The sequence below is a fragment of the Streptomyces sp. NPDC093071 genome, from assembly GCF_044754545.1.
Lineage (GTDB): Bacteria > Actinomycetota > Actinomycetes > Streptomycetales > Streptomycetaceae > Streptomyces.
On sequence record NZ_JBIVPH010000002.1, the window covers coordinates 128,737 to 153,522 of the forward strand.

The 24,786-nt window shown below is 68.9% G+C and carries 13 protein-coding genes and 2 pseudogenes; 3 read left to right on the forward strand and 12 right to left on the reverse strand.

The window, feature by feature from the left end; translation table 11 throughout:
• The first annotated feature begins 104 nt into the window (after positions 1 to 104).
• Positions 105 to 1,331: a cation:proton antiporter gene (locus tag ACIQD7_RS06490; RefSeq protein ID WP_402439942.1), complete on the forward strand. Its 1,227-nt coding sequence runs from the start codon at positions 105 to 107 to the stop codon at positions 1,329 to 1,331.
• A 197-nt stretch (positions 1,332 to 1,528) separates the two neighbouring features.
• On the opposite strand, the gene ACIQD7_RS06495 is transcribed toward ACIQD7_RS06490, so the two are convergent.
• Complete coding sequence (locus ACIQD7_RS06495; protein ID WP_402439945.1) at positions 1,529 to 1,954, reverse strand: hypothetical protein; 426 nt, start codon at positions 1,952 to 1,954, stop codon at positions 1,529 to 1,531.
• Between the two features lie 120 nt (positions 1,955 to 2,074).
• Here ACIQD7_RS06495 and ACIQD7_RS06500 point away from each other — a divergent pair.
• A pseudogene (locus tag ACIQD7_RS06500) lies at positions 2,075 to 2,362 on the forward strand (transposase); the annotation flags it as partial.
• Positions 2,363 to 2,454: 92 nt separating this feature from the next.
• On the opposite strand, the gene ACIQD7_RS06505 reads toward ACIQD7_RS06500, so the two are convergent.
• Entirely contained in the window at positions 2,455 to 2,760 is a 306-nt protein-coding gene (locus ACIQD7_RS06505) for a hypothetical protein (RefSeq protein ID WP_402439948.1), read from the reverse strand.
• A gap of 815 nt (positions 2,761 to 3,575) precedes the next feature.
• On the opposite strand from ACIQD7_RS06505, the pseudogene ACIQD7_RS06510 reads away from it, so the two are divergent.
• Positions 3,576 to 3,803, forward strand: a pseudogene (locus ACIQD7_RS06510) (IS5/IS1182 family transposase); the annotation flags it as partial.
• 138 nt (positions 3,804 to 3,941) lie between these two features.
• Here the strand turns inward: ACIQD7_RS06510 and ACIQD7_RS06515 are convergent.
• From ACIQD7_RS06515 to ACIQD7_RS06560, 10 genes are all read right to left on the reverse strand, one after another.
• A complete protein-coding gene (locus ACIQD7_RS06515; RefSeq protein ID WP_402439950.1) occupies positions 3,942 to 4,475 on the reverse strand; it encodes a hypothetical protein in 534 nt (177 codons plus the stop codon).
• A gap of 1,043 nt (positions 4,476 to 5,518) precedes the next feature.
• The gene (locus tag ACIQD7_RS06520; protein ID WP_402439953.1) at positions 5,519 to 6,889 is read right to left on the reverse strand and encodes an extracellular solute-binding protein; all 1,371 of its coding nucleotides are present in this window, start codon (positions 6,887 to 6,889) and stop codon (positions 5,519 to 5,521) included.
• 871 nt (positions 6,890 to 7,760) lie between these two features.
• The gene (locus ACIQD7_RS06525; protein ID WP_402439956.1) at positions 7,761 to 12,053 is read right to left on the reverse strand and encodes a discoidin domain-containing protein; all 4,293 of its coding nucleotides are present in this window, start codon (positions 12,051 to 12,053) and stop codon (positions 7,761 to 7,763) included.
• 82 nt (positions 12,054 to 12,135) lie between these two features.
• A complete protein-coding gene (locus ACIQD7_RS06530) occupies positions 12,136 to 15,516 on the reverse strand; it encodes a CARDB domain-containing protein (protein ID WP_402439959.1) in 3,381 nt (1,126 codons plus the stop codon).
• 389 nt (positions 15,517 to 15,905) lie between these two features.
• Entirely contained in the window at positions 15,906 to 16,916 is a 1,011-nt protein-coding gene (locus tag ACIQD7_RS06535) for a LacI family DNA-binding transcriptional regulator (protein ID WP_402439962.1), read from the reverse strand.
• Positions 16,917 to 17,104: 188 nt separating this feature from the next.
• Entirely contained in the window at positions 17,105 to 19,138 is a 2,034-nt protein-coding gene (locus ACIQD7_RS06540; RefSeq protein ID WP_402439964.1) for a glycosyl hydrolase family 28-related protein, read from the reverse strand.
• A 293-nt stretch (positions 19,139 to 19,431) separates the two neighbouring features.
• The gene (locus tag ACIQD7_RS06545; protein ID WP_402439967.1) at positions 19,432 to 21,042 is read right to left on the reverse strand and encodes a glycoside hydrolase family 13 protein; all 1,611 of its coding nucleotides are present in this window, start codon (positions 21,040 to 21,042) and stop codon (positions 19,432 to 19,434) included.
• A gap of 123 nt (positions 21,043 to 21,165) precedes the next feature.
• The gene (locus tag ACIQD7_RS06550; protein WP_402439971.1) at positions 21,166 to 22,155 is read right to left on the reverse strand and encodes a carbohydrate ABC transporter permease; all 990 of its coding nucleotides are present in this window, start codon (positions 22,153 to 22,155) and stop codon (positions 21,166 to 21,168) included.
• A gap of 4 nt (positions 22,156 to 22,159) precedes the next feature.
• Entirely contained in the window at positions 22,160 to 23,104 is a 945-nt protein-coding gene (locus tag ACIQD7_RS06555) for a carbohydrate ABC transporter permease (protein ID WP_402439973.1), read from the reverse strand.
• Between the two features lie 77 nt (positions 23,105 to 23,181).
• Entirely contained in the window at positions 23,182 to 24,405 is a 1,224-nt protein-coding gene (locus ACIQD7_RS06560; protein WP_402439976.1) for an ABC transporter substrate-binding protein, read from the reverse strand.
• Positions 24,406 to 24,786: the final 381 nt, after the last annotated feature.

Genomic DNA, 24,786 nt, shown 5'->3' on the forward strand with positions numbered 1-24,786 from the left:
GGGCCGTTCGGGGGCGGACGGCGCGGCCGTCGGCGTGCTCTGCGGAGGCGGCCCGCCTGGGGCACTACCGTGTCCGCGTCAGTCGCTCCCCTCCGAAAGCGCCGATGCCGTTGCTCGCCGTCACCGTCATCACGGCCGTGCTGCTCGCCTGGTGCGTCCTGTCGCACCGGCTGGCGCGCTGGAGCATCACCGCACCGATCGCCATGCTCGCCGCCGGGATCGCCCTCACCAGCGGCTCGGACCCGGCCCTCGTCTTCGACTTCGGCGACATGGCCGGGTTCGAGCACGCGGTCGAAGTCGTCCTCGCCCTGTTGCTCTTCGTCGACGCGACCGAGGTCCCCTCGGGAGCCATCCGGCGCGAGCGCCGCGTCGTGATCCGCCTCCTGGGAGGTGCGCTGCCCCTCACTCTGGCCGCCGCCTTCCTGACCGCGCTCGCCTTCTTCCCCGACCGGCCCGGTTGGGTCCTGGCGGTGCTGGCCACCGTCGTCGTCCCGCTCGATCTGGCACCCGCGGCGGCCGTGGTGCGCGACCACCGCATCCCCGCCCGGCTCCGCGAAGTGCTCAACGTCGAGGGCGGCCTGAACGACGGCATCGTCTCACCGGTGTTCCTGCTCTGCGTGGCCGCCGCGGCGGAGGTCCACACGGCGGGCGACGACTACGCCGAGGCGCTCCTCGACGCCGTCGGCGCGGCGGCCTGGGCGCTCGGCGCGGGCTCGCTCGTCGGCTACGGCGCAGGATGGCTGCTCCGCCGGTCCTGGGCGAAGGGCTGGGCACAGCCGGCGGCGATGCGCCTCGGCGTGCTGAGCGTGCCCGTCGCCGCGTACACCCTGTCGTCGGTCCTCGGCGGCAACGGCTTCGTGGCCTCCTTCGTGGCCGGTGTCTGCATCGCCCCCGCGATGCGGCACATGCCGGAGAACGCCGTGGAGATGACCGACGACCTAGTCACCCTCCTCACACTCGCCCTCTGGTTCCTCTTCGGGCAGATCGTCACGGACGAGTTCTGGGACGGCTTCCACCTCTCGGTCGTCCTCTACGCCCTCCTCGCCGTCAGCCTGGTGCGGATCGTGCCCGTCCTGCTCGCGCTCATCGGCACGGACCTGTCCCTGGGAGACCGGCTGTTCCTCGGCTGGATGGGGCCCAGGGGAGTGACCTCGGTGGTCTTCGGACTGCTCGCCGCCCTGGAACTGCGCGACGGGAGCGGGGGCGACTTCATCTCCCGCGTCATGGTCATCACCGTCATGGTCAGCATCGTCCTCCACGGTCTCAGCGCCGAGCCGCTGGCCCGCCGCTACTCCCGCAGACGACGGACCGCACCGGCGCCGCGCCCCTGACCGTCCCTCCCACGACGGCCCGCCGGCCCGGGAGGAGCGCCCGCCGGGCCGATGCGCCGCGCCCGTCGGCCGAGTGCCCGGTTCAGAGCTCCACGACGATCGTTCCCGTCGCCGACTCCGGACCGGGCCCGTCAGGCCGGTCGACCGTCCACCGGCCCGGAGCGTCCGGGGACTCGCTCCGGGGCACGGCCCGGCCCTCACCGGTCATCAGCCGACCCTGGTACGCCTGGGCGTAGCGCGCAGACGGAGTAGGTGCCGGAGTCGTTCGGGACGACGATGTCGCAGGAGACGTCGGCCCATTCGGCCGGGCCCGGATCGTCCTCCGCCAGTGCCTCGCCGCCGGTGCCGGGGGTAACCACCCGCGGGCTTCCGCCGCTGTGCCGCTTGCCGTTCCACACGGACGCCTGCGCGCGGTCCTCGCCCGCCGGCCCGACGACGGCCTGGTCGACGGCGTCGCCGCACTCGGCGCGGTGGTGGAGCAGCGAGAAGCCGAGGGTGCAGGTGCCGCCGGTGGCGACGTGCGCCACGGGGCCTCGGCCGTCGATCCGTACGTCGCGGATCTTGAAGCGGAACCCCGTGGCGCCGCCGTACGGTTCGGTCGTCCCCACGGGCACGTGCTTCATGAGGGCCACACCCTCGCGGCGTCCCGGCGACGGACGAGGCGGCTGCCTGATCCGCCTCCTCGGTGGCGTCCGTCGGTGCTCCGATTCGATCCGGCGCCGTGGCCATCAGTCGTTCGGGAACCTGGGCACCGGCCGTACCGACTGTTCGCCGACCGAGTCTACGACTGCAACACGTACCACCGCATCCTCCGGGCCCGCGGCATCACACCGAGGATCACCCGTACGCGGCGTCCCGCACGGCTCAGGCCTGGGCAGGACCCGCTGGTTCGTCGAGCGGGCCTTCGCCTGGCTCCACACCGGTTCAAACGACTCCGCGTCCGCTACGAGATGCGCGCAGACCTCCATCTCGGCCTGCTCCAACTCGACTGCGGCATCATCTGCTTGAGACGACTGCGAACCTCGTTCTGAAACGATCAGTCAGCGGGCCGGTGGCAGCCTCATGGCGTCAGGGAGCGGGCTCAGGCGCGGCCCGGTCGACCTTGCGGACCGCGCCGTTGACACTACCGTCGCTGGTCGAGCCCTTCCCACGTGACCGGCTGGGCAAGGCCCGCAGCGAGGGTCTCCTGTTCGCGCCGCCGGGCCAGGTCCTCATCCGTGCCGAGGGAGTCGGTCGCAAGGCCCGTCTTGACCCGCTGCCGCGCGGCCTCGTCCAGACCTTCGGCGACGAGCAGTCTGTCGAGTTGTTCCAGGACGCTTCGCAGCTGGTGGACGTCTGCGGCGGCCAACGGGTCGTTCAGGGTCCTGCGGCGCACTTCGGGGTTCTGCCCGAGGTGCGCATCGATGGGGTCGTGGGAGGCATCGGTCATGCGCTCCAGTGTGCCGCGTACCGACTGCGCGTCTCGTACGACGGGAAACCCCTGCAGCTGGGTATGGCAGGAGATTCGTTTCAGACGGTTCGGGTGACGTGGATCCACCCGAGCACGGTGATCCCCACGCCGGCGGCGACCCATCACGGGACGGTCGGCTGCCGGTAGAGCAGGTGTACGAGGGCCAGCAACACCGCGAAGTCGGGTGCGGTGGGCCGTGTCCGACCGACGTGGGTGCGGACGGGGTTGCGTGTTTCCCTACCGCCGGCTCCCGGCAGGTGTCCGCCCGAGCGCGCCCGGTCACCAGCCTTCTTGCGTTCCAGATCCGGTGGGTCACGGCATGGAGAACGGATCCGGCAGCGACTTATCACGCCGTGATGGGTCCGTGGGCCGTCCGGGTCCAGCACCGGCCACAGGGTCGGCTGAACGCGTGGTTCTTGGACCGGTCGGTCCGTTGATCGGATGTGCCGACCCGGTTGGTGATCACTGATGCGATGGGGGAACCGGATCGAGCCGTTGATGCCGCCGACCAAGTCCACGCCCCCGGCCGCGGCCCCGACAGCGGCCGAGGATGCTGACGACATCGGCGGGACCGTGCCTGTTGGTGGATCCCGCCGTCTGCCGAGCCCACCAGCATTCCGTAGGCGTCGGGGAAAGAGGCGTCCGGCCGGACCGAACCCGACGACCATGCGCCCGGACGTTTCCGCGACAGCCCGAGCAGGAAGGTCCGCCTCGCCGGCGACAGCCACGCACGACTTCCGGCCCTGCATGCCACCACGAGCCGGGTGGGCGACGCCCCGGCCTTCGAAACCGTCATGGCCGACATCCGTGTTCCGCGAAGCGGACCCGGAGGACCGGGGACCCGACCCGAAACCGCCCTGGCGGACCGCGCGTACTCATCCCGTGCGATCCGCCATCACCTCCGATGGAGCGGGATCCACGCTGTCGCCCCTGGCTCTCCAAGCAGGTCGGCCGTCGTCCGAGTCGCGGCCGCGCCGGAGACCGCCCTCGCCTTTGACGCCGAGGCGTACAGACAACGCGATGCGGTCGAGCGGTGCATCAACCGGCTCGAACGGTGCCGCGGACCGGCGACGCGAACGGACGAGCTCGCGATTACCGCCAGGCCCATCCAGCCTCGCGGCCATCCTCATCCGGGCCCGCAGGCGATCCACGGAGAAGCCCTAGGGCCGGTCGTCGGCGTCGAGGGCGTGTTCTTTGAGGAATACGCCCGCGTGGGCTGCCGCCTCCTCTGCGGTTGCGTACGGCGGCCGCTCGGCGACCGTACTGGATGCGCCATCAGCGCCTCGCCCGGTCCAGCCCCAACCGCCTGAAGACGACTGCACCAGCTCGGCAGTCCCTCCGAACAGCGCAAGCGTGCCGGCCGTCGCGGATGCCGGGCGGCTGACGGCGTCGGGCCATTTCTTGCGGGCGCCCTGGCGAGTGATGCCCCAGACAGCTCCCAACTGCTCATAACTCGCGCCGTAGGAACCGGCGGTCGCCGCCGCTCGCTCCGTGAGGCGCTTGACCTCGCCATCCATCACCTTCCACGCGGCCAGAACGGACAGCGCCACTTCGACGGGGCTCGCGTCCCACATGCGGTCGGCGGACAACCCGGTCTCCCGGGAGCGGATGGCCGAGGCCAGGGGGTTCAAGGCGTCGTACAGGGCCTTGGCGAGCTCCGTCTGCTCTTCTGGGGTGATCTCAGAAACCGTCATGTGACAACTATAGTTTCCAAAACCGTCAACGGAAACCAAAGTTTCCGCACCGTGCTGGTTGGCACGCGTCACGGAGACAGGCCCCAGAGTGGCTCCGGGCGTCGCCCACGGGCCCGATCGCAGTCGGGCCGACCAGCGGTCACGAGATCGGGCGGATGCGTATCGATCACGGGCCGTCGGCCGACCGGGCAGTCCGGTCGTCGCGTCCGTCCCCCAGCTCGCCGGTGAGGCCGGTCCGCAAGCGGCAAGCCACAGCGACCTCGTGATGGCCGACGGCCTGGGGCGGCCTCGTCAGGCAAACGAGTTCGTCTGTCGCGGCTCACCGACTTCCGCTCCCCCGCACCGGGGAGACTGACGGCCGTCCGGGGTTCCTCCAGGCAGCGGAGACGTTCGCAGTGGGCTGTCGGCCGGAACGCGATGTCCTGTACAGAATCCTCTGCTCCCCCATGGATCCCTGCTCGACAGAGTCCGACTCGAGGAGACTTGCCGTTCAGGCAGGTTCCCGGCGCCCCTTGGACGTACGACGGCTAGGTTCTGTCGCCAAATGTCACGCCCGCATCAGGAGTGGCGCGAGGGTGACGGCTGCTTCACGGGACTCGGCTGTCTTGTCGTAGCGGGTGGCGATGCCGCGCCACCGCTCGAGGCGGGTGAAGCACCGTTCCACGACGTCGCGGTGCTTGTGGATCTCGCGGTCGAAGGCCGGCGGGCGGCCTCCGCGGCTGCCCCCGCCGGGCCTGGTCGGCCCGCTCGGGAACCGTGTGCGGGACGCCCCGGCGGCAAAGCCGGATGCGGATCGCCTTCGAGCCGCAGCCCTCGTCACCCACGAGGGTGGAGTCGACCGACACCGGCCACTCGACGTCTCCCGCCACGTCCGCTTCCGCCCGGGCGGCCCACAGCATCCGACGGCCTGCGACCGCATGCGCTCCCGCACGGCCCTCTCGGCGTCGGTCAGCCCACCACTCCGCGCGCATCTCACGACCCAGGGCCTACCGGAGCGACCAGACCGCCGTCCGGAGAACCGTCCCGGCATCACTCGATCAGGTTCAGTGATCGGCCAGGATCCGATTGACTTCGGTCTCGGCGGTGGAAAGGAGCTCGTCGATGTCGGCGTCCTTGTTGGTGAGGATGCCGGACATGACGTTGTCGAGGACCTTGTAGACCTCCTGCGCCTTCGGCGGCTCGTTCTTGCCGGCGACCGGGTTGTCCATGAAGGTCTTGAAGTTCTCGACCGGCATGGTGGCGTGCTCCAGACGGGCGGCGTCGTCCTTGGCCTTGGACTCGTTCAGCCAGAAGTTGGGCTGCGGGATGCCGACCGGGAGGCCGTCGGCCTTGGTGCGGGCCCAGTCGAACTGGCCCTTGCCGACGGTGAGGTTCTTGAAGTTCAGCCAGGCGATCGCGGCCTTGATCTTGTCGCCGGATATGCCCTTCTTGATCATGTAGTTGTTGCCGCCCGCGAGCGTGTTCTTTCCGCCGGGGATCGGGCCCATGCCGAAGTTCTCGTACTTGGCGCCGAGCTGCTGGACCATGTAGGCGATGTCGTCGGGGGCGGCGAGGAACATGCCGAGCTTGTCGGTGGCGATCCGCTTCTGGAGGTCGCCCCACTTGAGCAGCTGGGTCTTGCCCATGGAGTCGTCCTCCCAGCGCATGGCGTGGAGGTTCTTCGCGACCTGGCGGCCCAGGTCGGTGTTGAACGCGGCCTTCTCGCCGGACGCGTCGACGATGTCGCCGCCGAGGCTGTACATCTGGGCGGTGAAGTGCCAGCCGCCGGTATTGCCCGCGCTGTACTCGCCGAAGCCGGCGACGCCGTTGCCGAGGGCGGCGATCTTCTTGGCGGCGGTGCGGACCTCGTCCCAGGTGCGCGGCGGGGCGTCCGGGTTCAGGCCGGCGTCCTTGAAGAGCTTGCGGTTGATCAGCAGACCCAAGGTGTAGTTGCTGTTGGGCAGACCGTAGAGTCGGCCCTTGTGCCTCAGTGAGTCGAGGACGTCAGGATTGATGTCCCTGAGGAGCCTCACCGTCCACGGGTGCACGTACGAGGAGATGTCCTCGGCCGCGTCCTCGGCGAGGACCTGCGGCAGGTCGGTGAAGTACGTGTAGAACACGTCCGGCTGCGTCTTCGCCTTCAGCATGGCGGTGAACTGCGGCGGCTCCAGACACTGGCCGGGGGTGGAGCGGCCCTCGATGGTGACGTTCGGGTACGTCTTGTTGAACTCGGCGACGTCCTCCTTCCACTCCTTCAGCTCCGCCGCCTCTTCTGCCGGCGGCATGCAGTCGATCGTGATCGTCACCTCGGTCTTCGGGTCCAGCTGGGTCGTCGGGTCGGAGGAGTCGTCGTCCTCACCGCAGGCGGTGAGCGCAAGCACGAGCAAAGCAGCCGTGGATACACGCCGACGACGACGCAGTGGGACAGCTCTCAAGGTGTAGCCCCCTTCTGAACACGCGTGAGGTTCGCCCTCGTCCCAGTACGTCAACTCGGAGGGACGACGCACACTCGATCATCGCTTTCGCTGCCACGCAGCATCTTGTTCATTCATAGAAAATTATGGATAAAAAGGCTCAAGATAGAGTGAATCCACGGGGATCGAGAGTTACCGTTCTGGACCCGTTGAGGTCGTATGCGTACACAGGCTGATCCCGGCCGTCAGGGTCGCCGAGGAAGCAACATGATGCGCCGCTGTCCGACGGCAGCGTGCTGCGCTCGTACGAGCGGCTCGGTGCCAGGCGCCGGTCATCGCGAACGTGGCGTCGGCACCGGGAACGACGACGAAAGGGAGGCGGCGTCTTCTCGGCTCGTACTTCCACACCCGGCCGGAGCGGCCGGCCTCCGAGCCGTCTCCGGTGCGGGCGAAGCCGGATGCGACGTACACGGCCCCCGTTCCCCGCGAGCAGGCTTGGATCCTCCCCGCGTGGGTGATGATTCCCCGGCTGAAGTCCCGGCGTCGCGCTCGTCACGTTCGCCGGCATCGGCCCCTACCTGCGGTTTTCGCACGACTCCCAGGTCGTTCAGAGCACCATGCCGCTCATGTCGTTGTTCTCCCGGCACCTTCTCTCCCCTCGACGTGCACCCCTCTCCGGCTGACCGCCGCGGGAATCGTCCGGGCGAGCCGACTGAGGCCCGGTCGGCTCGCCACGCCGTCTCGACAAGGGTGACCCCCACCTGTTCGACCTCGACGGTCGCCTCACGTCGGTGGCTCCGGGGCCGCCGCGGTTCGTAGCGGGCTTCCACGGGGCGGCGCCCACCGCCGGGTGCGGCGGGCGCCAGGGTTACCGCCGTGAGACGGAGCAGGATCAGCAGGGGTTGATGTTGATCTTGAAGGTTGACGTGGTGTTCCGGATGTCCTGGGCGTTGTCCCGCATGCGCAGGCAGTTGAAGGTGACCTCGCCGACAGCGGGCCCCTGACCGGGCTCAGGCATCTCGTTGGCCCAGATACCGATCCCGGACTTGGCGTCCCAGGCGTCGCCGCTCCGCTTTGCACCGGTGATGGAGACGTCGGTGAAGATGGTGTCCTTCACCGGGTTCTCGGGCTGGGAGCCGTTGTACTTGGTCTGGAACATGATGCCGCTGTAGGTGGGGTCGACGATGTCGACGTGGCTGACCCGGATGCCCTGGAAGACCTTCGAGGCGGAGAACAGCCACATGCCGGGGAAGGTCTGGTTGCCCCAGAAGTGGCCGCCGGATCGGACGATCGAGATGTTCTCGAATGTGGTCGGGACGGTCCCGAAGCCGTTCATCGGGTAGCCGAAGTCCAGCGAGGAGACGGTCACGCCGGAGTAGACCAGGGTGTCCGCGACGTGGATGTTGCGGAAGGTGTTGTTGTAACCGCCGTACACCGCGATGCCCGCCGCGCGCCAGGTCAGGGTGGTGGTGAGGTTCTCGTAGACGTTGTTCTTCATGTCGGCGCCGCCGGCGTCGATCGCGGAGAACAGTGCGAAGCTGTCGTCGCCGGTGGCGCGGGCGTCGTTGTTGACGACGTGGTTGTCGGTGGAGCCGTTGGTCATGTTGACGCCGTCGGCGAACATGTTGCGGATCCGGGAGTTCTTGATCGTGACACGGTCGGTGTTGGCGCCCCAGTAGAGGCACACCATGTGCTCGTTCCAGATGTCGTCGATCACGATGTCGGCGACGTTGGCGAAGTCGAAGACCTTGCCGGGTCCGTCGATGCGCGAGGTGTAGTTGCCGAAGTAGGCGAAGCCCTTGAAGAGCGAGCCGTTCGCCGTGCCCTCGGCACGGAAGCCGATGTCGGTGTTGTCCTGCGTGGTCGGCGCGTGGAACTTCGTGTACCACGGGCCGGCGCCGACGACCTTGACGGCCTTGCCGTACACCTGGAACTTGCTGGACGTCTGGTAGTCGCCGGGCGGCAGGTAGACGCCGGTGAGCTTGCCGGTGGTGTCCATGCGGACCTTGTCCAGGGCGTTCTGCACGTCCTGGTGGGTGAAGCCGGCCGGCACGGTGTAGGTGGCCGGGTCCGGGTTCGCGACCGGGGCGACCTGCTCCAGGTTGACGAAGTCGATCGCGTAGTGGGCGGCCGAGTTCGCCGCGTCCTTCTGGAGGCGGATCTTGCTGCCGGCGGGGATGGTCTCCCCGAACATCAGGTTCGCCTCGTCGTAGATGTGACGCGGGGCACCGGAGCCCGGGTCATTGCCCGGACCGGCCTCGGCACCGTACAGCCAGGCGTACTTCGAGGTCAGCGGGAGCGCCTTCTTGAAGACGCCGTCGACGTAGACGTTGATCGTGGTGTTGATGCCGCCGCCGCCCGGGGCGTCCGGGACGGAGAAGCGGGTGACCAGGGTGTTGGTGGCGGCGCGGGTGGTGAACTCGACGAACTCGCCGGTCGCGTCGAGGGTGACGGCCTTGCGGCCGGAGGCCTCGCCCGCGATGTCGCCGACGGTGCGGTTGGGCCCGACGACGGTGGCGCCGCCGCCGGCGGTGCCGTCCTCCGCCTCGTACATCGTGTACGGCATGTTCGCGCCGCGTCCGACGAACAACGGCTGCGACTGGGTGTTGTTCTCGCGCTTGACGGGCAGCTCGTTGGCGTCGGCGGCGAGGACGGTCCTTACCGTGTACGAGCCGTTGGCCGCTGTCCAGGGACCGAGGTTCACATCGGCCGAGGCGCCGGCTGCGAGGGCCCCGTTGTAGGCGCCGGTCAGCGTCTTGACGACACCGCCCTGGGCGTTGACCAGCTCCAGCGTGATGCCGTGGCTGCCGCTCGAGGTCGCCTCGGTGCCCTGGTTCTTCACCGCGACCTTGAAGGTGACGGCGTCGCCGGCGGTCGGGCTGGACGGGCTGGTCGTCACCGAGGTGGCGAGCAGGTCGGAGCTGGCCACCGGCTTGACCACGAGCGCGGTGGGCCGGGTGTGGGTGTTGTTGGACTCGTTCTGCTCCAGGACCTCACCGGCGTCGTCCGCGACCGCGCTCAGTTCGTACGAGCCCGAAGCACGCGCGCCGAGGGCGACGGGAACGGTGGCCTGCTCGCCGGCGGCGAGAGCCGGGACCTGTCCGGTCGCGACCTTGGTGCCGCCGAGGCGGACGGCGACCTTGCTGGCCGCGGCGGGTGCGGCACCGTCGTTGCGGACGGTGACGGAAGCGGTGATCTCGTCGTCCTCCTCGGGTGCCGCGGGCGTCGCGGTGAGACCGGTGACGACGAGGTCCGGGTTGGGCGCCGGGACGCCGATCACCTGGAACTCGGCGATCTGGCCTGCGGGGGCTCCCGAGTTGGCGGTGAACTTGAGCTGGACGTCGGCGAGGCGTCCGGCCAGCGGGATGGTGACCGTGTTGCCGCTCGCGGGGTCGAAGGAGTAGCTCTTGGCCGCGATTTTACTGGTGAAGCCGGTGGCGCTCTGCTCGCGGCCCAGGACTTCGACGGTCTGGGTGCGGGCCTGCCAGGCCTGGGCCGGGTTGAGCTTCAGCACCAGCTTGTCGAGGTCGGCGTTGGCGCCGAGCTTGGCGGTGAGGGTCTGGGGGTAGGCGCCGCTCCCGCCTTCCCAGTAGGTGGCGGTGTCGTTGTCGTTGGCGTTGGCCGCGGTGAAGTTCCCGGTCGACGAGGAGGCCTCGACGGTCTTGCCGACGGCGAGGTTGGAGCCGTTGCCGCCGGTGCCGTTGCGGGTGACGCCGTTGGAGGCGACGGAGGTGTTGCCCGCCGCGTCCTTGGCCACCACGTGGTAGGTCACGGTGGCGCTTGCCGGCTGAGTGTCGGTGTAGGTGGTGACGTTGCCCGCGACGCTGCCGCGCAGCACGTTGTTGGCGTAGACGTCGTATGCGGTGACGCCCTTGTTGTCGGTGGAGGCCGTCCAGGTCAGTCTCACCTGTCCGCTCGCGGGCTCGGTGAGCCCGAGGTTCGCGGGTGCGGTGGGTGCCTGGGTGTCTCCGCCGTCACCGACGCGGGTGACGGTGTTGCTGTCTCCGGACTGGTTGCCGGCCGCGTCCTTCGCCCTGACCCGGTAGGAGACGGTCTGGTCGGCCGGACGGTTGTCGGTGAAGGTGGTGACGTCGCCTGCGACGGAGGTCAGCAGGACGTTGTTCGCGTAGATGTCGTAGCCGGACACGCCGACGTTGTCGGTCGAGGCGTTCCAGGTGAGCTTGACCTGACCGGTCGTGGGCTGGGTGTAGGCCAGGTTCGCCGGGACGGTCGGGGCCTGGGTGTCGCCGGTGGCCGGGCCGTAGACCTCCAGCTCGGATATCTGTGCGGCGGGCTGGACGGTGTTCGCGGTCACCAGGACCCGCACGTAGCGGGTGGTGGTGGAGTCCAGGGTGATCGTCGCGGTGTTGTCGTTGCCGGCGTTGAACGCGTACGCCTGGGAGGCCGAGAGGTCGGTGAAGTCGGTGCCGTTGGTGCTGCCCTGGATCTTCAGGGTCTGGCTGCGGGCGCCCCAGCCGGCCGGCAGTTTGAGGACGACGCGGTTCACGGCCACCGAGGTGCCGAGGTCGACCCGGAGCCACTGCGGCAGGGCGTTGTTGGCGCTCTCCCAGTAGCTGGCGCGGTTGCCGTCGTTGGCGTTGGGTGCGGCGTACACCTCGGTGTGGCTGCTGGCGGTGAGGGTCTTGCCGGCTGCGAGGTTCGCGGAGGAGCCTTCGGCCGCGTGGACTTCCAGTTCGGAGAGCTGGGCAGCCTGCCAGCCGGTGTTGGCGGTGACGTTGACGCGGACGAAGCGGGTCTGTGTGGCCGGGAAGGCGATGGTGACCGTGTTGGCCGAGCCGGGGTCGAAGGTGTAGGTGGCCGAGCTCTTCAGGGTGGAGAAGCTGGTTCCGTCGGCGCTGCCCTGGACGGACAGGGTCTGGTTGCGGCTCTCCCAGCCGGCCGGGAGCTTCAGGACGACCTCGTCGATGCGGGTGCTCGTCCCGAGGTCGGTCTGCACCCACTGGGGCAGGCTCGACCCGGAGCTCTGCCAGTACGTGCCCTGGTTGCCGTCGGTGATGTTGCCGGCGCCGTAACCGGACTCGGTGCTGGCGGCGGAGGCGGCGTCGCCCAGCGCGATGTTGGGTCCGCCGGCGGCGTGGGCGGCCGTCAGGGGGCCGCCCAGTGCCAGCAGACTCGTCGCGATCGCGGTGCTCAGGCACCGTGACCGCCAGGTGGGGGTTCTCATCGTTCCTCGTTTCTCGACGGGGCTCGGGGTGCGGCGGGGGCGCCCGGTTGCGGAGCCGTACGCCCCCGCCGGTGTCGGGTTGTCAGCCCTGGTTGAAGACGAACTGCGTGCCGGGCTGCGAGCAGACGTCGCCCTTGGCCGAGTTCGTGACGGTGACGTTCGTCAGCGTGGCGCTGCCGCGCGCACCGCCCATCGCGAGGATTCCGCAGCCGTTGAGCGACTTGTCGATCTTCACGTTCGTGACCTTGACGTTCGGCATGGCGCCACCGCCGGTCTTGAACTGGATGCCGTCGTACGTCGACTCGTGGATGTCGGTGTCCCGGATGGTGACGCCGGGGATGTCGGGGCCCTGCGCGAACAGGGTGATCGCGCCGAACTCCTGGTCCTCGTTCCAGAACGCGCCGCCCGTGCGGTACAGGGCGTTGTTGGCGATCAGGGTCTGGCCGGAGAAGGGCAGCGGGTCGTGGTCGGTCGCCAGCATGATCCCCGGGTAGTTCATGGTGTCGGAGATGACGTTGTTCTCGATGGTGTTGCCGTACCCGCCGTAGACGGCGATGCCGTTGGCCCGCCAGGGGAGCTGGACGGTGTTGTTGCGGAAGTGGTTGTCGTGGCCGACGTCGACGGAGGTGTCCTTGACGTACTTGTTGGCCCACACCGCGAGCGCGTCGTCACCGGTGTTGCGGAAGGACGAGTTGTAGACGGTGGAGTTGCGGGTGCCGTTGGAGAAGTTGATGCCGTCGGCGTAGGTGTTGCGGATCCTCATGCCGGTGAACTCCAGGCCGTCGCCCGGTCCCCACAGCTCGGGGATGTTGGTGTAGTCGCGGCCGACCCAGGCGCCGACGTTGGCGTGCTCGATCCAGACGTTGCTGATCTTCGTGTTCTTGCCGAAGCGCCCGTTGAGGCCGACGCCGCCCTCCTCGTTGGCGTTGTTGCCGCGGATGGTGCCGGAGCCGAAGATCGCGATGTCCGAGATCTTGGTGTTGTCGTCGATGTCGAAGCCGAAGTTGCCCTCGTGCGGGTGGTTGATGCCGTTCGCCAGGTGCGGCGGGGTGAGGGTGTAGAGCTGCGAGTGCCACATGCCGGCGCCTCGGATGGTGACGTCCCGGATGCCGACCTGGTTGTGCATGCCGCGGTTCAGCGGGTCGTCGGTGAGGATCTTCTGCTCCTGGCGCCACTGGCCGACCGGGATCCAGACGCAGGGGATCTCGCCCTTCTGGTCGGCGGTGACGGCGCGCTGGATGGCGTCGGTGTCGTCGATGCCGTCGTTGGGGACGGCACCGTACTGGGTGATCGAGACGCACTCAGCGGGCTTGGCGGCCGGCGGGGCGACCTGCTCCAGGTCGATCAGGTCGACGACGTAGAAGGAGGCGGTGTCGCCCGCGTCGCGCTGGAGGCGGAACTTGGTGCCGGCCGGGTAGGACTGGGTCAGCAGGGCGTTGGACTCGTCGAAGAGCCGCCGTGCGTCGCCGCCCGGGGTGTTGACGAGCCCCTCCGGCTGGTCGGTGGTGCCGTAGAGCCAGCTGTGCTTGGAGGAGAGCGTCAGCTTCCGCACGAACCGGCCGTCGGCGTAGAGGCTCAGCGTGGCCTCCTGGCCGCCGCCGCCCGGGGCGTCCGGTATCGAGTTCCGCACGACGACGGAGTTGGCGGCGTTCGTGGAGGTGAACTCCACGTAGTCGCCCGTGGAGTTCAGCCGGACCGACTCGCGGCCCGAGGACTCGGTGGCGAAGTTGGTGTGGCCGAACGGACGGGTCGAGTCGGTCTGGAGGAGCGTGCCGCGGTAGGAGGCGTCCTCGGCCTCGTACTCCGTGTACGGCACGGCGGCGCCGCGTCCTACGACCATCGAGCGGGAGAAGACGTTGTTGTTCTCGTTCGTCTCGGTGACGGTGTTCGTGGCGTCGGCGGTCGCGGTCAGCGTGACGCCGCCGTCGGTGGCCGTCCAGGTGCCGGTCAGCGCGACGTCGGCCGTGGCCCCGGCGGCGACGGCCGGAGTCGTGCCGTTCAGGGTGGTGGAGCCGACCGTGAGCCGCGTGACGCTGCCGGCCGGGACGGCGGAGGTGCCGCGGTTCTTGACGGCGACCGTGAAGGAGACGGGCGCGCCGACCGCGGGGGTGCCCGGGTTGGAGGTGATGCCGGTGACCGTCAGGTCGGGGCCCGGGGTCTGCGTGACCGTCAGCTTGGCCGTCGCGGTACGGCTGTTGTTGCCGTTGTCGAGCTCGGGCACCGTGTCGGTCGGGTCGACGGCGGCCGAGATGGTGTAGGAGCCCATCGGGCGCTTGCCGATGGGGACGTTCACCGTCGTCGACTGGCCCGCGGCGAGCGCGGGCACCGCGGCGGAGCCCGCGACGGTGCCTTCGGCACTGACGTTCACCGTCGTGGCCGGGGCCGGCGCGGTGCCGGCGTTGCGGACCGTGACCTTGGCGGTCACGTTGTCGGCCTCGGACGGGGTGGTCGGCTCCCAGGTGAGCTCGTTGACGACGAAGTCGGGGGCCGGGGCCGCCGTGCCGAGGACCTGGATCTCCGCGACCTGCGTACCGGGGGCGCCGTTGTTGGAGAAGCCGGTCAGGCGGAGGTCGGAGATCCGGCCGGTCACCGGGATGGTGACGGTGTTCTGGCCCGACGCGGGGTTGAAGGCGTAGTCGGCGCGCGCCTTCAGGGTGGTGAAGCCGGAGGCGTCGGAGGCCCGGCCGAGCACTTCGAAGGACTGAGTGCGAGGGCCCCAGGCGGAGTCCGGGTTCAGCTTGACGACGACGCCGCTGACGTCCGCGTCGGAGCCCAGCTTGACGGTGAGCGAGGCGGGGAAGCCGGCGGACTCCCAGTAGGTTGACGTGCTGTCGTCGTTGGCGTTTCCGGCCGCGTAGTTCTGGGTGGTGGAGGTGGCCTCGACGGGCTTGTTACGGGCCAGGTTGGTGCCGGTCACCGGGGGCGGGTCGCCCGGGTCTTCGCCTCCGCCGGCTTCGCCGTAGACCTCCAGCTCGGAGAGCTGGGCGGCGTTCCAGCCGGAGTTGTTCCCCACCTGGACGCGGACGAACCGGGCGGTGGCCGCCGGCAGGTCGATGTTCACCGTGTTGGCGGCGGAGGGGTTGAACGCGCGTGCCTGGGCGGCGGTGAGGGTGCTGAACGCGGTGCCGTCGGCGCTGCCGAGGACGGCGAGGGACTGGTTGCGCGCCTCCCAGCCGGTGGGCAGCTTGAGCGCGAGGCGGTCGAGGTCGACCTGGGTGCCCAGATCGACCTGCACCCACTGCGGGAAGGAGCCCAAGGGGCCTTCCCAGTAGGACTGTTGGCTGCCGTCGGTGACGTGGGACGCCGGGTAGCCGCCGTTGGCGCCACCGGCCGTCGCGGCTCGACCGAGCGCGAGGTTGGTGTCCGCCGCGGCCTGCGCGGGGATGGGCAGCAGGCCTACGGAGATCAGGCCCGCTGTCAGCAGACCGACCCCCAGCCGCCTGCTCGGGTGTGTGCCTCTCATGGTGACCTCTCCGCATGCGGGCAGGGTTCGTGACCTGTCCCCTGTCCGTAACGGCACGTGCCGACGGACGCGTGGGGAAGCTCGAGGAGCTCGACAGGATCACGTGCCTAGAGCCCAACATGGCTCTGACAAGGATCGAATGACAGCCAGCCTGGTTCTTGAGTTGCTCTGTGGCTCATTTACGCTGTCAGCCCGCAAGGTTTCTACTGGATGACGACTTTGTCAACGGTTCCCGTCTCATCTCCAGCAACAGGTAGTACCGAAAACGCCAACGGCACCGGTGTCGAAGCCGTTGGAGGCGGGGACACCGGTGCCGTTGGGCAGGAATTGTTCAGTTATCGGGCAGCGAGTCCTGGAGACGCCGGAGGGAGTCGGCTTCGAACCGGGACTTAACGAGCGGGCGGCGGGGCCGTTGAGCCGCGGACTACGAGTTCGGGCTCGAAGAGCAGCTCCCCCGAGTGACGCTGGGTGCCCTGGACCTGCGTGATCAGCAGGTCCACCGCAGCGCGCCCCATGGCCTCGATGGGCTGTCGCACCGTTGACAACGGAGGTTCTGTACACGTCATGAATGCGGAGTCGTCGAAGCCCACGACAGAGATGTCGGCGGGAACCGACAGGCCACGCCGCCTGGCGGCTCTGATCGCACCCAGCGCCAGAGGGTCACTGCCGCAGACGATGCCGGTGATCCCCCTGTCCAGGAGCCGCGTGGCAGCGGCTTGACCACCCTCCAGGGAGAAGATCGATCGCTCCACGAAGGTGTCGTTCCACTCCGCGCCGGCCGCCGCGGCAGCCGCACGAGCAGCTTCCAGCTTGCGGCGGGAGGGCACGTGGTCCTCAGGCCCGAGTACGAGCCCGATCCGCTCGTGCCCCAGTGAGACGAGGTGACGCCACGCCTGCTCGATGGCGACGGCATCGTCGCAGGACACGCACGGGAAGTCGAGTCCCTCGATGGAAGCGTTGATCAGGACGACGGGGATGTTGCGCTCGGCCAGCCGGTAGTAGTGGTCGTGCGGAGCATCGGCCTGCGCGAAGAGCCCGCCGGCGAAGACGACGCCGGAGACGTGCTGCTGGAGGAGCAGTTCTATGTAGTCGGCTTCGGAGACGCCGCCCTTGGTCTGCGTGCAGAGAACCGGGGTGAGTCCCTGCTGGGCGAGTGCGCCGCCGATGACCTCGGCGAATGCCGGGAAGATGGGATTCTGGAGTTCGGGAAGCACCAGGCCGACGAGCCTGGCCCTCTCACCGCGCAACTGTGTCGGCCGTTCGTAGCCGAGCACGTCAAGTGCCGTCAGTACGGATTGCCGGGTCGTCTCGGAGACCCCGGGCTTGCCATTGAGGACACGGCTCACCGTGGCCTCGCTGACCCCCACCTTTTTCGCCACTAGAGCAAGTCGTCGCGTCATGGATGCAAGCATAGCGCAAGCCATGCAAGCGGATTTCGCCATCTTGCTAGCTCAGATGTCTTCCTGACGTAAAAGAATCAAAAGGTGTACCGCTCCGCGGCTCAGGAGAAGAGAGCGGCGGGCATCCGAGGATCGACTGAAGGGGTGGACTCGGACCCGCCGCTCTCCCGGGTAGGGAGCTGTTCTCGTCAGGACCAGGGCGCGGGTGCCGGGGGCGTGACGACCGGTGGGCGGTCGTCGCAGGTGAGGGTGTTGGGCAGGAGCCAGGGGGCGAGCCAGCCGCCGTCGTTGCCGCCGAGGTCGGTCAGGGCGAACTCCGATCCCGTGGCGGGGAAGTTGAAGGAGCCGCAGTTGTTGACCCCGACGGCCCCCACGTTGCGGGCGTCGACGTTCTCGAAGGTGGCGGAGCCCTTCACCCGGGCGCTGAGGACGGAGTTGCCGGTGCCGTCGACGCGGACGTCCTTGAAGTGGACGGCCGGGACGTCGACCCGGTCCTTCACCCCGTACTCGCTGACCAGCATGATCGCGTTGTGGGTGGAGTCGAGGTAGTGGTCGCCGGTGACCCGGACGTCGGCGTCGATGCTCCTGTCCAGGGCGTAGAACCAGATGGCGCCGAGGCCGATCCTCCAGTTGAGGTCGAGGGTGCCGGCGCGGACCGTGGTGTTGCCGGTGAAGCGGAGGGTGCCGGTGAAGGGTTCGGCGCCGAAGCGGGACCCGGCGTGCAGGCCGCTGCCCTCGCGGACCGGGTCGGCGACGAGGTTGCCGCTGACGGTGTTGTCCTCGCCGCCGTAGATCGCGATGCCGTTGGCGAGGGTGGGCGACTGGACGGTGTTGCGCGTGACGGTGTTGCGGGCGTCTGGGGTCTTGTCCGACCAGAGAGCGATGCCGTCGTCGCCGGTGTTGCGGATGAAGTTGTTCCGGACGAGGGAGTCGGTGACGCCGGTGTGGAAGTTGAGGGCGTCGGCGATCTGGTCGGTGATGACGTTGTTCGTGACCTTCACGTTCGACATCGGGCCGTCGAACCACAGGCCGACCTTGGTGCGGTGCAGGTGGAGGCCGTCGATCGTGGAGTCGCTCATGGCGCCGCCGATGGCGTTGACCTGGTCGGTGTCGATCCGCTCGCGGACGTCGCCCTCGATCGCGAAGCCGCGCAGGTGCACGTTGCGGCTGCCGCCCTCGGCGGCGCTCCTGCCGTAGAGGCCGACGCCGGTGTGGCGGGAGCCGTCGGGCGCGGGCTCGGACAGCGTGACCTGGCGGCCCTTGAGGATGGTGTGCCAGTTGCCGGCGCCGACGATCGTGACGTCGTCGACGACGATGTGCCGGTCGACCCGGAAGGTGCCCGGCGGCAGGTACACGGGCCGGTCGACGCGGCGAGCGAGGGCGATGGCGCGCTCGATGGCGGGGGCCGCGTCCCGGCGCCCGGTCGGGTCGGCGCCCAGGAGCCGTACGTCGATCCCCCCGCGTTCGACGTGCGGCGGCGCGACGAGCTCGGTGTCGAGGAGGTCGATCACGGTCCAGGCGGCGGGGCTCCCGGCCGGCACCGTGAGCCGTACCTCCTCCCCCGCCCGGAAGGTCTTGCCGAGCAGCAGGCGCTGCTCGTCGTAGAAGTGCGTGGGCCGGAAGGGCTTGTCGAAGGTGGGCGTCGGCGTGGTGGAAGCCGGGACGCAGGCGCACTCGGCGAGCCACCAGTCGGGGTGGAGGAGGTCCGCGCCCGGGTCGTTGGTGAACGGGTACTGGTTGTAGAGCCAGGAGTACTGCGAGGTCAGCGTCATCGTCGTGCGGTGGCGGCCGTCGACGGTGACGTCCAGGGGTGCGGTGATGCCGCCGCCCCCGGGCGCGTCGGGGATGCTGTAGCGGACGGTCAGGGCGTTGGTCGTGCGGGGCAGGGTGAACTCGACGTACTGGCCGGGGACGAGCCGGACCGCCTTCCGGCCGGACGCCTCCGAGGGGAGGGTGTACGGGGTGCGGTCCGGCCCGATGACGGTGCCGGTGGTGCGGGCGTTCTCGGCCTCCTGCTCGTCGAAGGCCACGGTGGCGCCCCGCCCTGCCACGAGCGCCGGAGCGAGGCCGGCGCGGGTGACGGCGGGCGGGACCGTACCGGGTCCCGGGGCGGCGGTGGCCGTCGTGGTGACGGCCGCCTGGCCGAGGCAGAGGAGCGCGCAGGCGACGGCGGTGGCTCTGGCACCGCCGCGCACGCGCGGACGAACGCGGCTGGGGATCATCTGAGCTCGCTTCTCTGACGGTGTGGAACCGCGGCGAACGGGTGTCGCGGCGGCGGGCGGACTGCACGGCGGACGAGAGTCGCCGCCGCATGCACGGAAGCCCCGCTCCCGGCCCCCCACGGAACGGGAACGGGACTTCCGTCACGGCCGGGGGTCAGGACCCCGGCCTCGGCCACCGTGCGCCGCGGCCGACGAAGTCGGCGCTGAGCGGCCTCGGCCGCACGATGGGGTCTTTCAGTGGGGCGCCGCCGACGGTCACGTGCGGCGAGCGGCGCCGTCGGGGTGACCCGGGGTCAGGCCTGGAGCCAGACGGCGGTGTCCGAGGGAAGGGTGCCGGCGGGATCAAGGGGTCCGCTCGTGAGCAGGAGCGCGGAGTGATCCGGGAGTTCCACGGGGGCGGGCGAGAGGTTGACGACGCAGATCAGCCCGTGGTCGCGGGCGAATGCAAGGACGCCGTCACCGGTCGGCAGCCAACGCATCGGTCCGTCGCCGCAGCCGGGGAGGGTGCGGCGCAGTTCGAGCGCGGTGCGGTAGAGGGTGAGCATCGAGCCCGGGTCGGCGGCCTGCCGGTCGACGGCGTAGCGGGCCCAGTCGGCGGGTTGGGGCAGCCAGGGCTCCTTGCCGGGCAGGGTACCGAAACCGAAGGAGGGTACTTCGGCCTTCCACGGGAGGGGGACGCGGCAGCCGTCGCGGCCTGGGTCGGTACCGCCGGAGCGGAAGTGCATGGGGTCCTGGATGCGGTCCAGGGGGATGTCGGCCTCGGGCAGGCCCAGTTCCTCACCCTGGTAGAGGTAGACCGAGCCGGGCAGGGCGAGGGTCAGCAGGGCGGCTGCGCGGGCCCTGCGGGTGCCGAGCTCCAGGTCGGTGGGGGTGCCGAAGCGCTTCTCGGCGAAGTCGAAACCGGTGTCCTCGCGGCCGTAGCGGGTGGCGGTGCGGGTGATGTCGTGGTTGCAGAGCACCCAGGTGGCGGGGGCGTGGACGGGGGCGTGCTCGGCGAGGGTGTCGTCGATGGCGCGGCGCAGGCAGTCCGGGTCCCAGGGGCAGGACAGGAAGTTGAAGTTGAAGGCGGTGTGCAGTTCGTCGGGGCGCAGGTAGCGGGCGAAGCGCTCGGCGTCGGGGAGCCAGACCTCGCCGACGAAGACGCCGCCGTACTCGTCCGCGACGGCCCGCCAGGAGCGGTAGATGTCGTGGATCTCGTCCTGGTCGAGGTAGGGGTGGGGGTCGACGCCCTCGGTGAAGTCGCGGAGGTCGGGGTCCTTGGTGAGGAGGGCGGCGGAGTCGATGCGGACGCCGGCGACGCCACGTTCGAACCAGAAGCGCAGGACGTCCTCGTGTTCGCGGCGGACGTCGGGGTGGTTCCAGTTGAGGTCGGGCTGTTCGGGGGTGAAGAGGTGGAGGTACCACTCGCCGTCGGGGACCCTGGTCCAGGTGTTCCCGGAGAACTGCGAGGGCCAGTTGTTCGGTGGGAGTTCGCCGTTCTCGCCGCGGCCGGGGCGGAAGTGGAAGCGTTCCCGTTCGGGGCTGCCGGGGCCGGCGGCGAGGGCCTCGCGGAACCAGACGTGCTGGTCGGAGACGTGGTTGGGCACGATGTCGACGATGACCTTGATGCCGTGCTCGGCCGCTTCGGCGATGAGCTTCTCGGCGTCGTCCAGGGTGCCGAAGGCCGGGTCGATGGCGCGGTAGTCGGCCACGTCGTAGCCACCGTCGACGAGCGGCGAGAGGTACCACGGGGTGAACCACACCGCGTCCACGCCCAGCCGGCTGAGATAGGGCAGGTTCGCTCGGACACCCGCGAGGTCGCCCGTGCCGTCCCCGTCGCCGTCCGCGAAGCTGCGGGGATAGACCTGGTAGATGACGGCGTCACGCCACCAATCATGGGTGCGGGAGGGGTGCACGGCTGCCACGGGAGGTCCTTTCGGGCAGGTGGGGCTCCGCCGCCGGCCGGGACGGGGCATGGAAGGTGCCGGCCGGCGGCGGAGGCATGTGGGTGGTGAACCGGAGGGGAGGTGAGTGGCGCGGGATGCGTGTCAGCCCTTGAGGCTGCCGGCGGTGAGGCCCGCCATGATGCTCCGCTGGAAGAAGACGAACACGATGATCATCGGGATGCTCGCCATCACCAGACCCGCCATGATCTGGTTCTGCGTCACCTGTCCCGCGGTCTGGGAAAGGCCCACGCTGATCGTCATCTTCTCGCTGTCCGGCAGTACGAGCAGAGGCCAGACGAAGTCCTTGAACACCATCACGATGGTGAAGATGGACACCACACCGAGGATGGGCCGCGAGATCGGCAGGATGATCGAGACGAGCACGCGCCACGGCGGCACTCCGTCGATCTCCGCCGCTTCGAGGATCTCGTCGGGAATCGAGTCGAAGAACCTCTTGAGCAGGAAGACGTTGAACCCGTTGGCCGCCACCGGGAACCAGATCGCCCAGGGCGTGTTGAGCAGGTTCCACCCGAAGATCGGCACGTCCGTGACGGTGATGTACGCCGGGATCATGACGACGATCGGCGGGATCATCAGGGTCGCGAACATCGCCCCGAGAATCACGTTGCCGAACATCGGACGCAGTTTGGACAGCGCGTAGGCGGCCGTCACGTCCACCGCGAGGGCGAACAGCCAGGCGCCGACCGAGTAGAAAAGCGTGTTCTTCAGGAGGAGTCCGACGTCGAAGAGCTCCCACGCGTCGGCGAACACCGAGAAGTCCGGGTCCTTCGGCCACAGCGTCGGCGGCATCTGGGCGATTTCCTCGCCCGATTTCATCGCGCCCGTGACCATCCAGTACAGCGGGAAGACGAACACGAGCGTGAACACGGACAGGATGGCGGCGAGCACCGTCCAGTAGATCCGTGAGCCCCAGCGGGACTTGAGCTCGAGGGGCGAGACGATGGTGCGGGAGTGGCCTTCGGCCCAGTGGGCGCGGCGCCGCTTGCGCCGGCGGGTCGCGGACGGTGGCGTTTCCTTGCGGGTGTCCGCGGCGGTTTCCGGGTGGGCTGTCGTGTCGACAGTGCTGGCCATGGGACTACCTCTTCTCGTCGCGGGTCAGCCTGAGCTGGACTGCGGCGACCGCAAGGAGAACGATCATGAGCATGACTCCGAGCGCGCTGCCGGCGCCGTAGTTGCCGCCGTAGACGAAGGCGTACTGGTACATCAGGAAGGCGACGGTGACGGTCGCGTTCTCCGGTCCTCCGCCGGTGAGCATGTAGGGCTCGATGAACACCTGCATGGTGGCGACGATCTGGAGCATCAGCATGAGCAGCAGGATCAGCCGGGTCTGCGGGATGGTGACGTTCCAGATCCGCTTGAAGATGCCGGCTCCGTCGAGTTCGGCCGCTTCGTAGAGTTCACCGGGGATGTTCTGCAGTGAGGCGAGGTAGATCAGGACTCCGGAGCCCATGTTCATCCACGTGGAGACGATGACCAGGGAGATCAGCGCGGTGTCGGTGGAGTCCAGCCAGGACAGGCCCGGCAGGCCCACGAAGTCGAGCAGCTGGTTGAACAGGCCGGGTCCGGGATCGTAGAACCAGCGGAAGAGCAGTACCGAGACGATCGGAGGGAGCATCACCGGCAGGTACACGACGAAGCGCAGGTATCCGCGCGCGTGGCGCAGTTCGTTGAGCACGATCGCCACCGCGAACGGGATCACGTAGCCGCACAGCAGGGCGAGGAAGGTGAAGGCGAAGGTGTTCTTCCAGGCCTGGCCGAACGCCGGGTCCTCCACCACCGCGCGGAAATTGTCCAGGCCCACCCACTTGGGCTCGTCGACCAGGTTGGTCTCCTGGAAGCTGAGCAAGACCTGCCGGATGATCGGCCACCAGGCGAACAGTGCGAAGCAGAACAGGGCCGCACACAGAAATCCGTAGGCGGTGATGTTGGTGCGAAGGGCCTTCCTCTGACGTGAGGGGTGTGCGGGTGGCCGGCGCCGCAACCTCGGGGGTCGTTTCGCCTGCATGGTGGGTGTGTCCATGGTGATCTCCCGTTCCGCGCCGCGGGTCGGGGTGCCGCACTCCGTCGGAAGGGGAGGCGGCACCCGTTCCACGACGGTCAGTTCTTCGCCAGAATCGTGTTCGCCTTGCCCTCGGCATCGGCGAGCAGCTTGTCGATGTCGGCGTCCTCGCGGGTCAGAACTGCGGACATGGGCACATCCAGCACCGCGTAGAGCTCCTGGGCCTTCGCCGGCTCCAGCTTGAGCTCGATGCTCTTCGATCCGTCGATGTAGGGCTGGTAGTACTCGACCGGCAGGACCGCGTTCTCGCCGCGGAGCTTGACGATCTCCTGGCCCGTCGGCGAGTCGCCCATGTAGTCGTTGTTCGGAACGCCCACGGCCTCACCGTTGGCCTTGCCGCGCGCGTAGTCGTGACGCCCCTTGCCGGGCGTGTTGAACTGGAAATCGATCCACTGCAGGCCGGCCTCGGTCTCGGCGGCGCTTGCCTTCGGGTTGATCATGTAGGCCTCGCCACCGGTGAGCGACGCCTTGCCCTCGGGTATGGGGGCGATGCCGTACTGGTCCTTGCTTCCCTGGAACTTCTGCACCAGGTCGGTGACGACGTCCGGGGCACCGAGCATCATGCCCGTCTTGCCGGCCGCCATCTGCTGCATCAGCGCCTCCCAGCCGATCAGCACCTTCTTGCCGACGCTGTCGTCCTTCCAGCGCATGTCGTGCAGCGTCTGCAGAACCGCCTTGCCCTCGGCGCTGTTGAAGGCCGCCTTGCCGTCCACGGCCATCTCGCCACCGCGGCTGAAGATGGACTGCGCGAAGTGCCAGCCGCCGACGTTGCCGCCGCCGTACTCTCCGTATCCGACGTAGCCGTCGCCCAGGTCCGCGATCTTCTTGGCCGCGTCACGGACCTCGTCCCAGGTCTTCGGCGGGGAGTTGGGGTCGAGGCCGGCCTCCTCGAAGAGCTTGCGGTTGTAGACCAGCCCGACGCTGTAGCTGACGTTGGGGACGCCGTAGATCCTGCCGTCCTTGGTGACCATGTCCCGGACGTCCTGGCGGATGTCTCCGAAGTTCTTCACCAGATCCGTGGACGCGGTGATGTCCTTGGCCTGCCCCTTGGCCATGACGTCGGCGTAGTTGGTGACGGGGGCCATGAAGACCGTCTCCATCTGACCGCCGGCCAGCTTCGCGGCGAAGGTCTTCGGGTCGAAGCACGGCTGCTGGTCCGTGCTCTTGACCTTGACGCCCGGGTGCGCCTTCTCGAACGCCTTGACGTCGTCGTCCCATGCCTTGCGCTGCTTGGGTGCCGTCTTCGCCGGCTGACACGCCACGGTGATCGTGACGTCCCCCTTGGCTCCGGTGTCCGCATCACCACCGCAAGCCGTGGCTGACAGGACAAGACCTGAAGAGATCAGAAAGATCGCGAGGTTGCGGGGCTTCATTACGGCTCCTCCGAGGTGGGACCCAGGGCACTGCCCTGATCGGAGCGTCACACTAGGACGCAGAACAGAGTCGCGCAAGATTTCGACCCAGGATTGCATGATTACGACTGTGTCACGAGCCTCTTCAACTGATGCGCCTCAGCGGGTGTACCCCACAGGGCTGTCAGCACCTCCCCTCGCCGCATGGCCGCCACCCCGCCTCCGGGCCACCTGGAAGCCTCCGCCGACGGCGCCGACAGCGCAGTCGACCGGCGGGCGCCGGCCCGACCC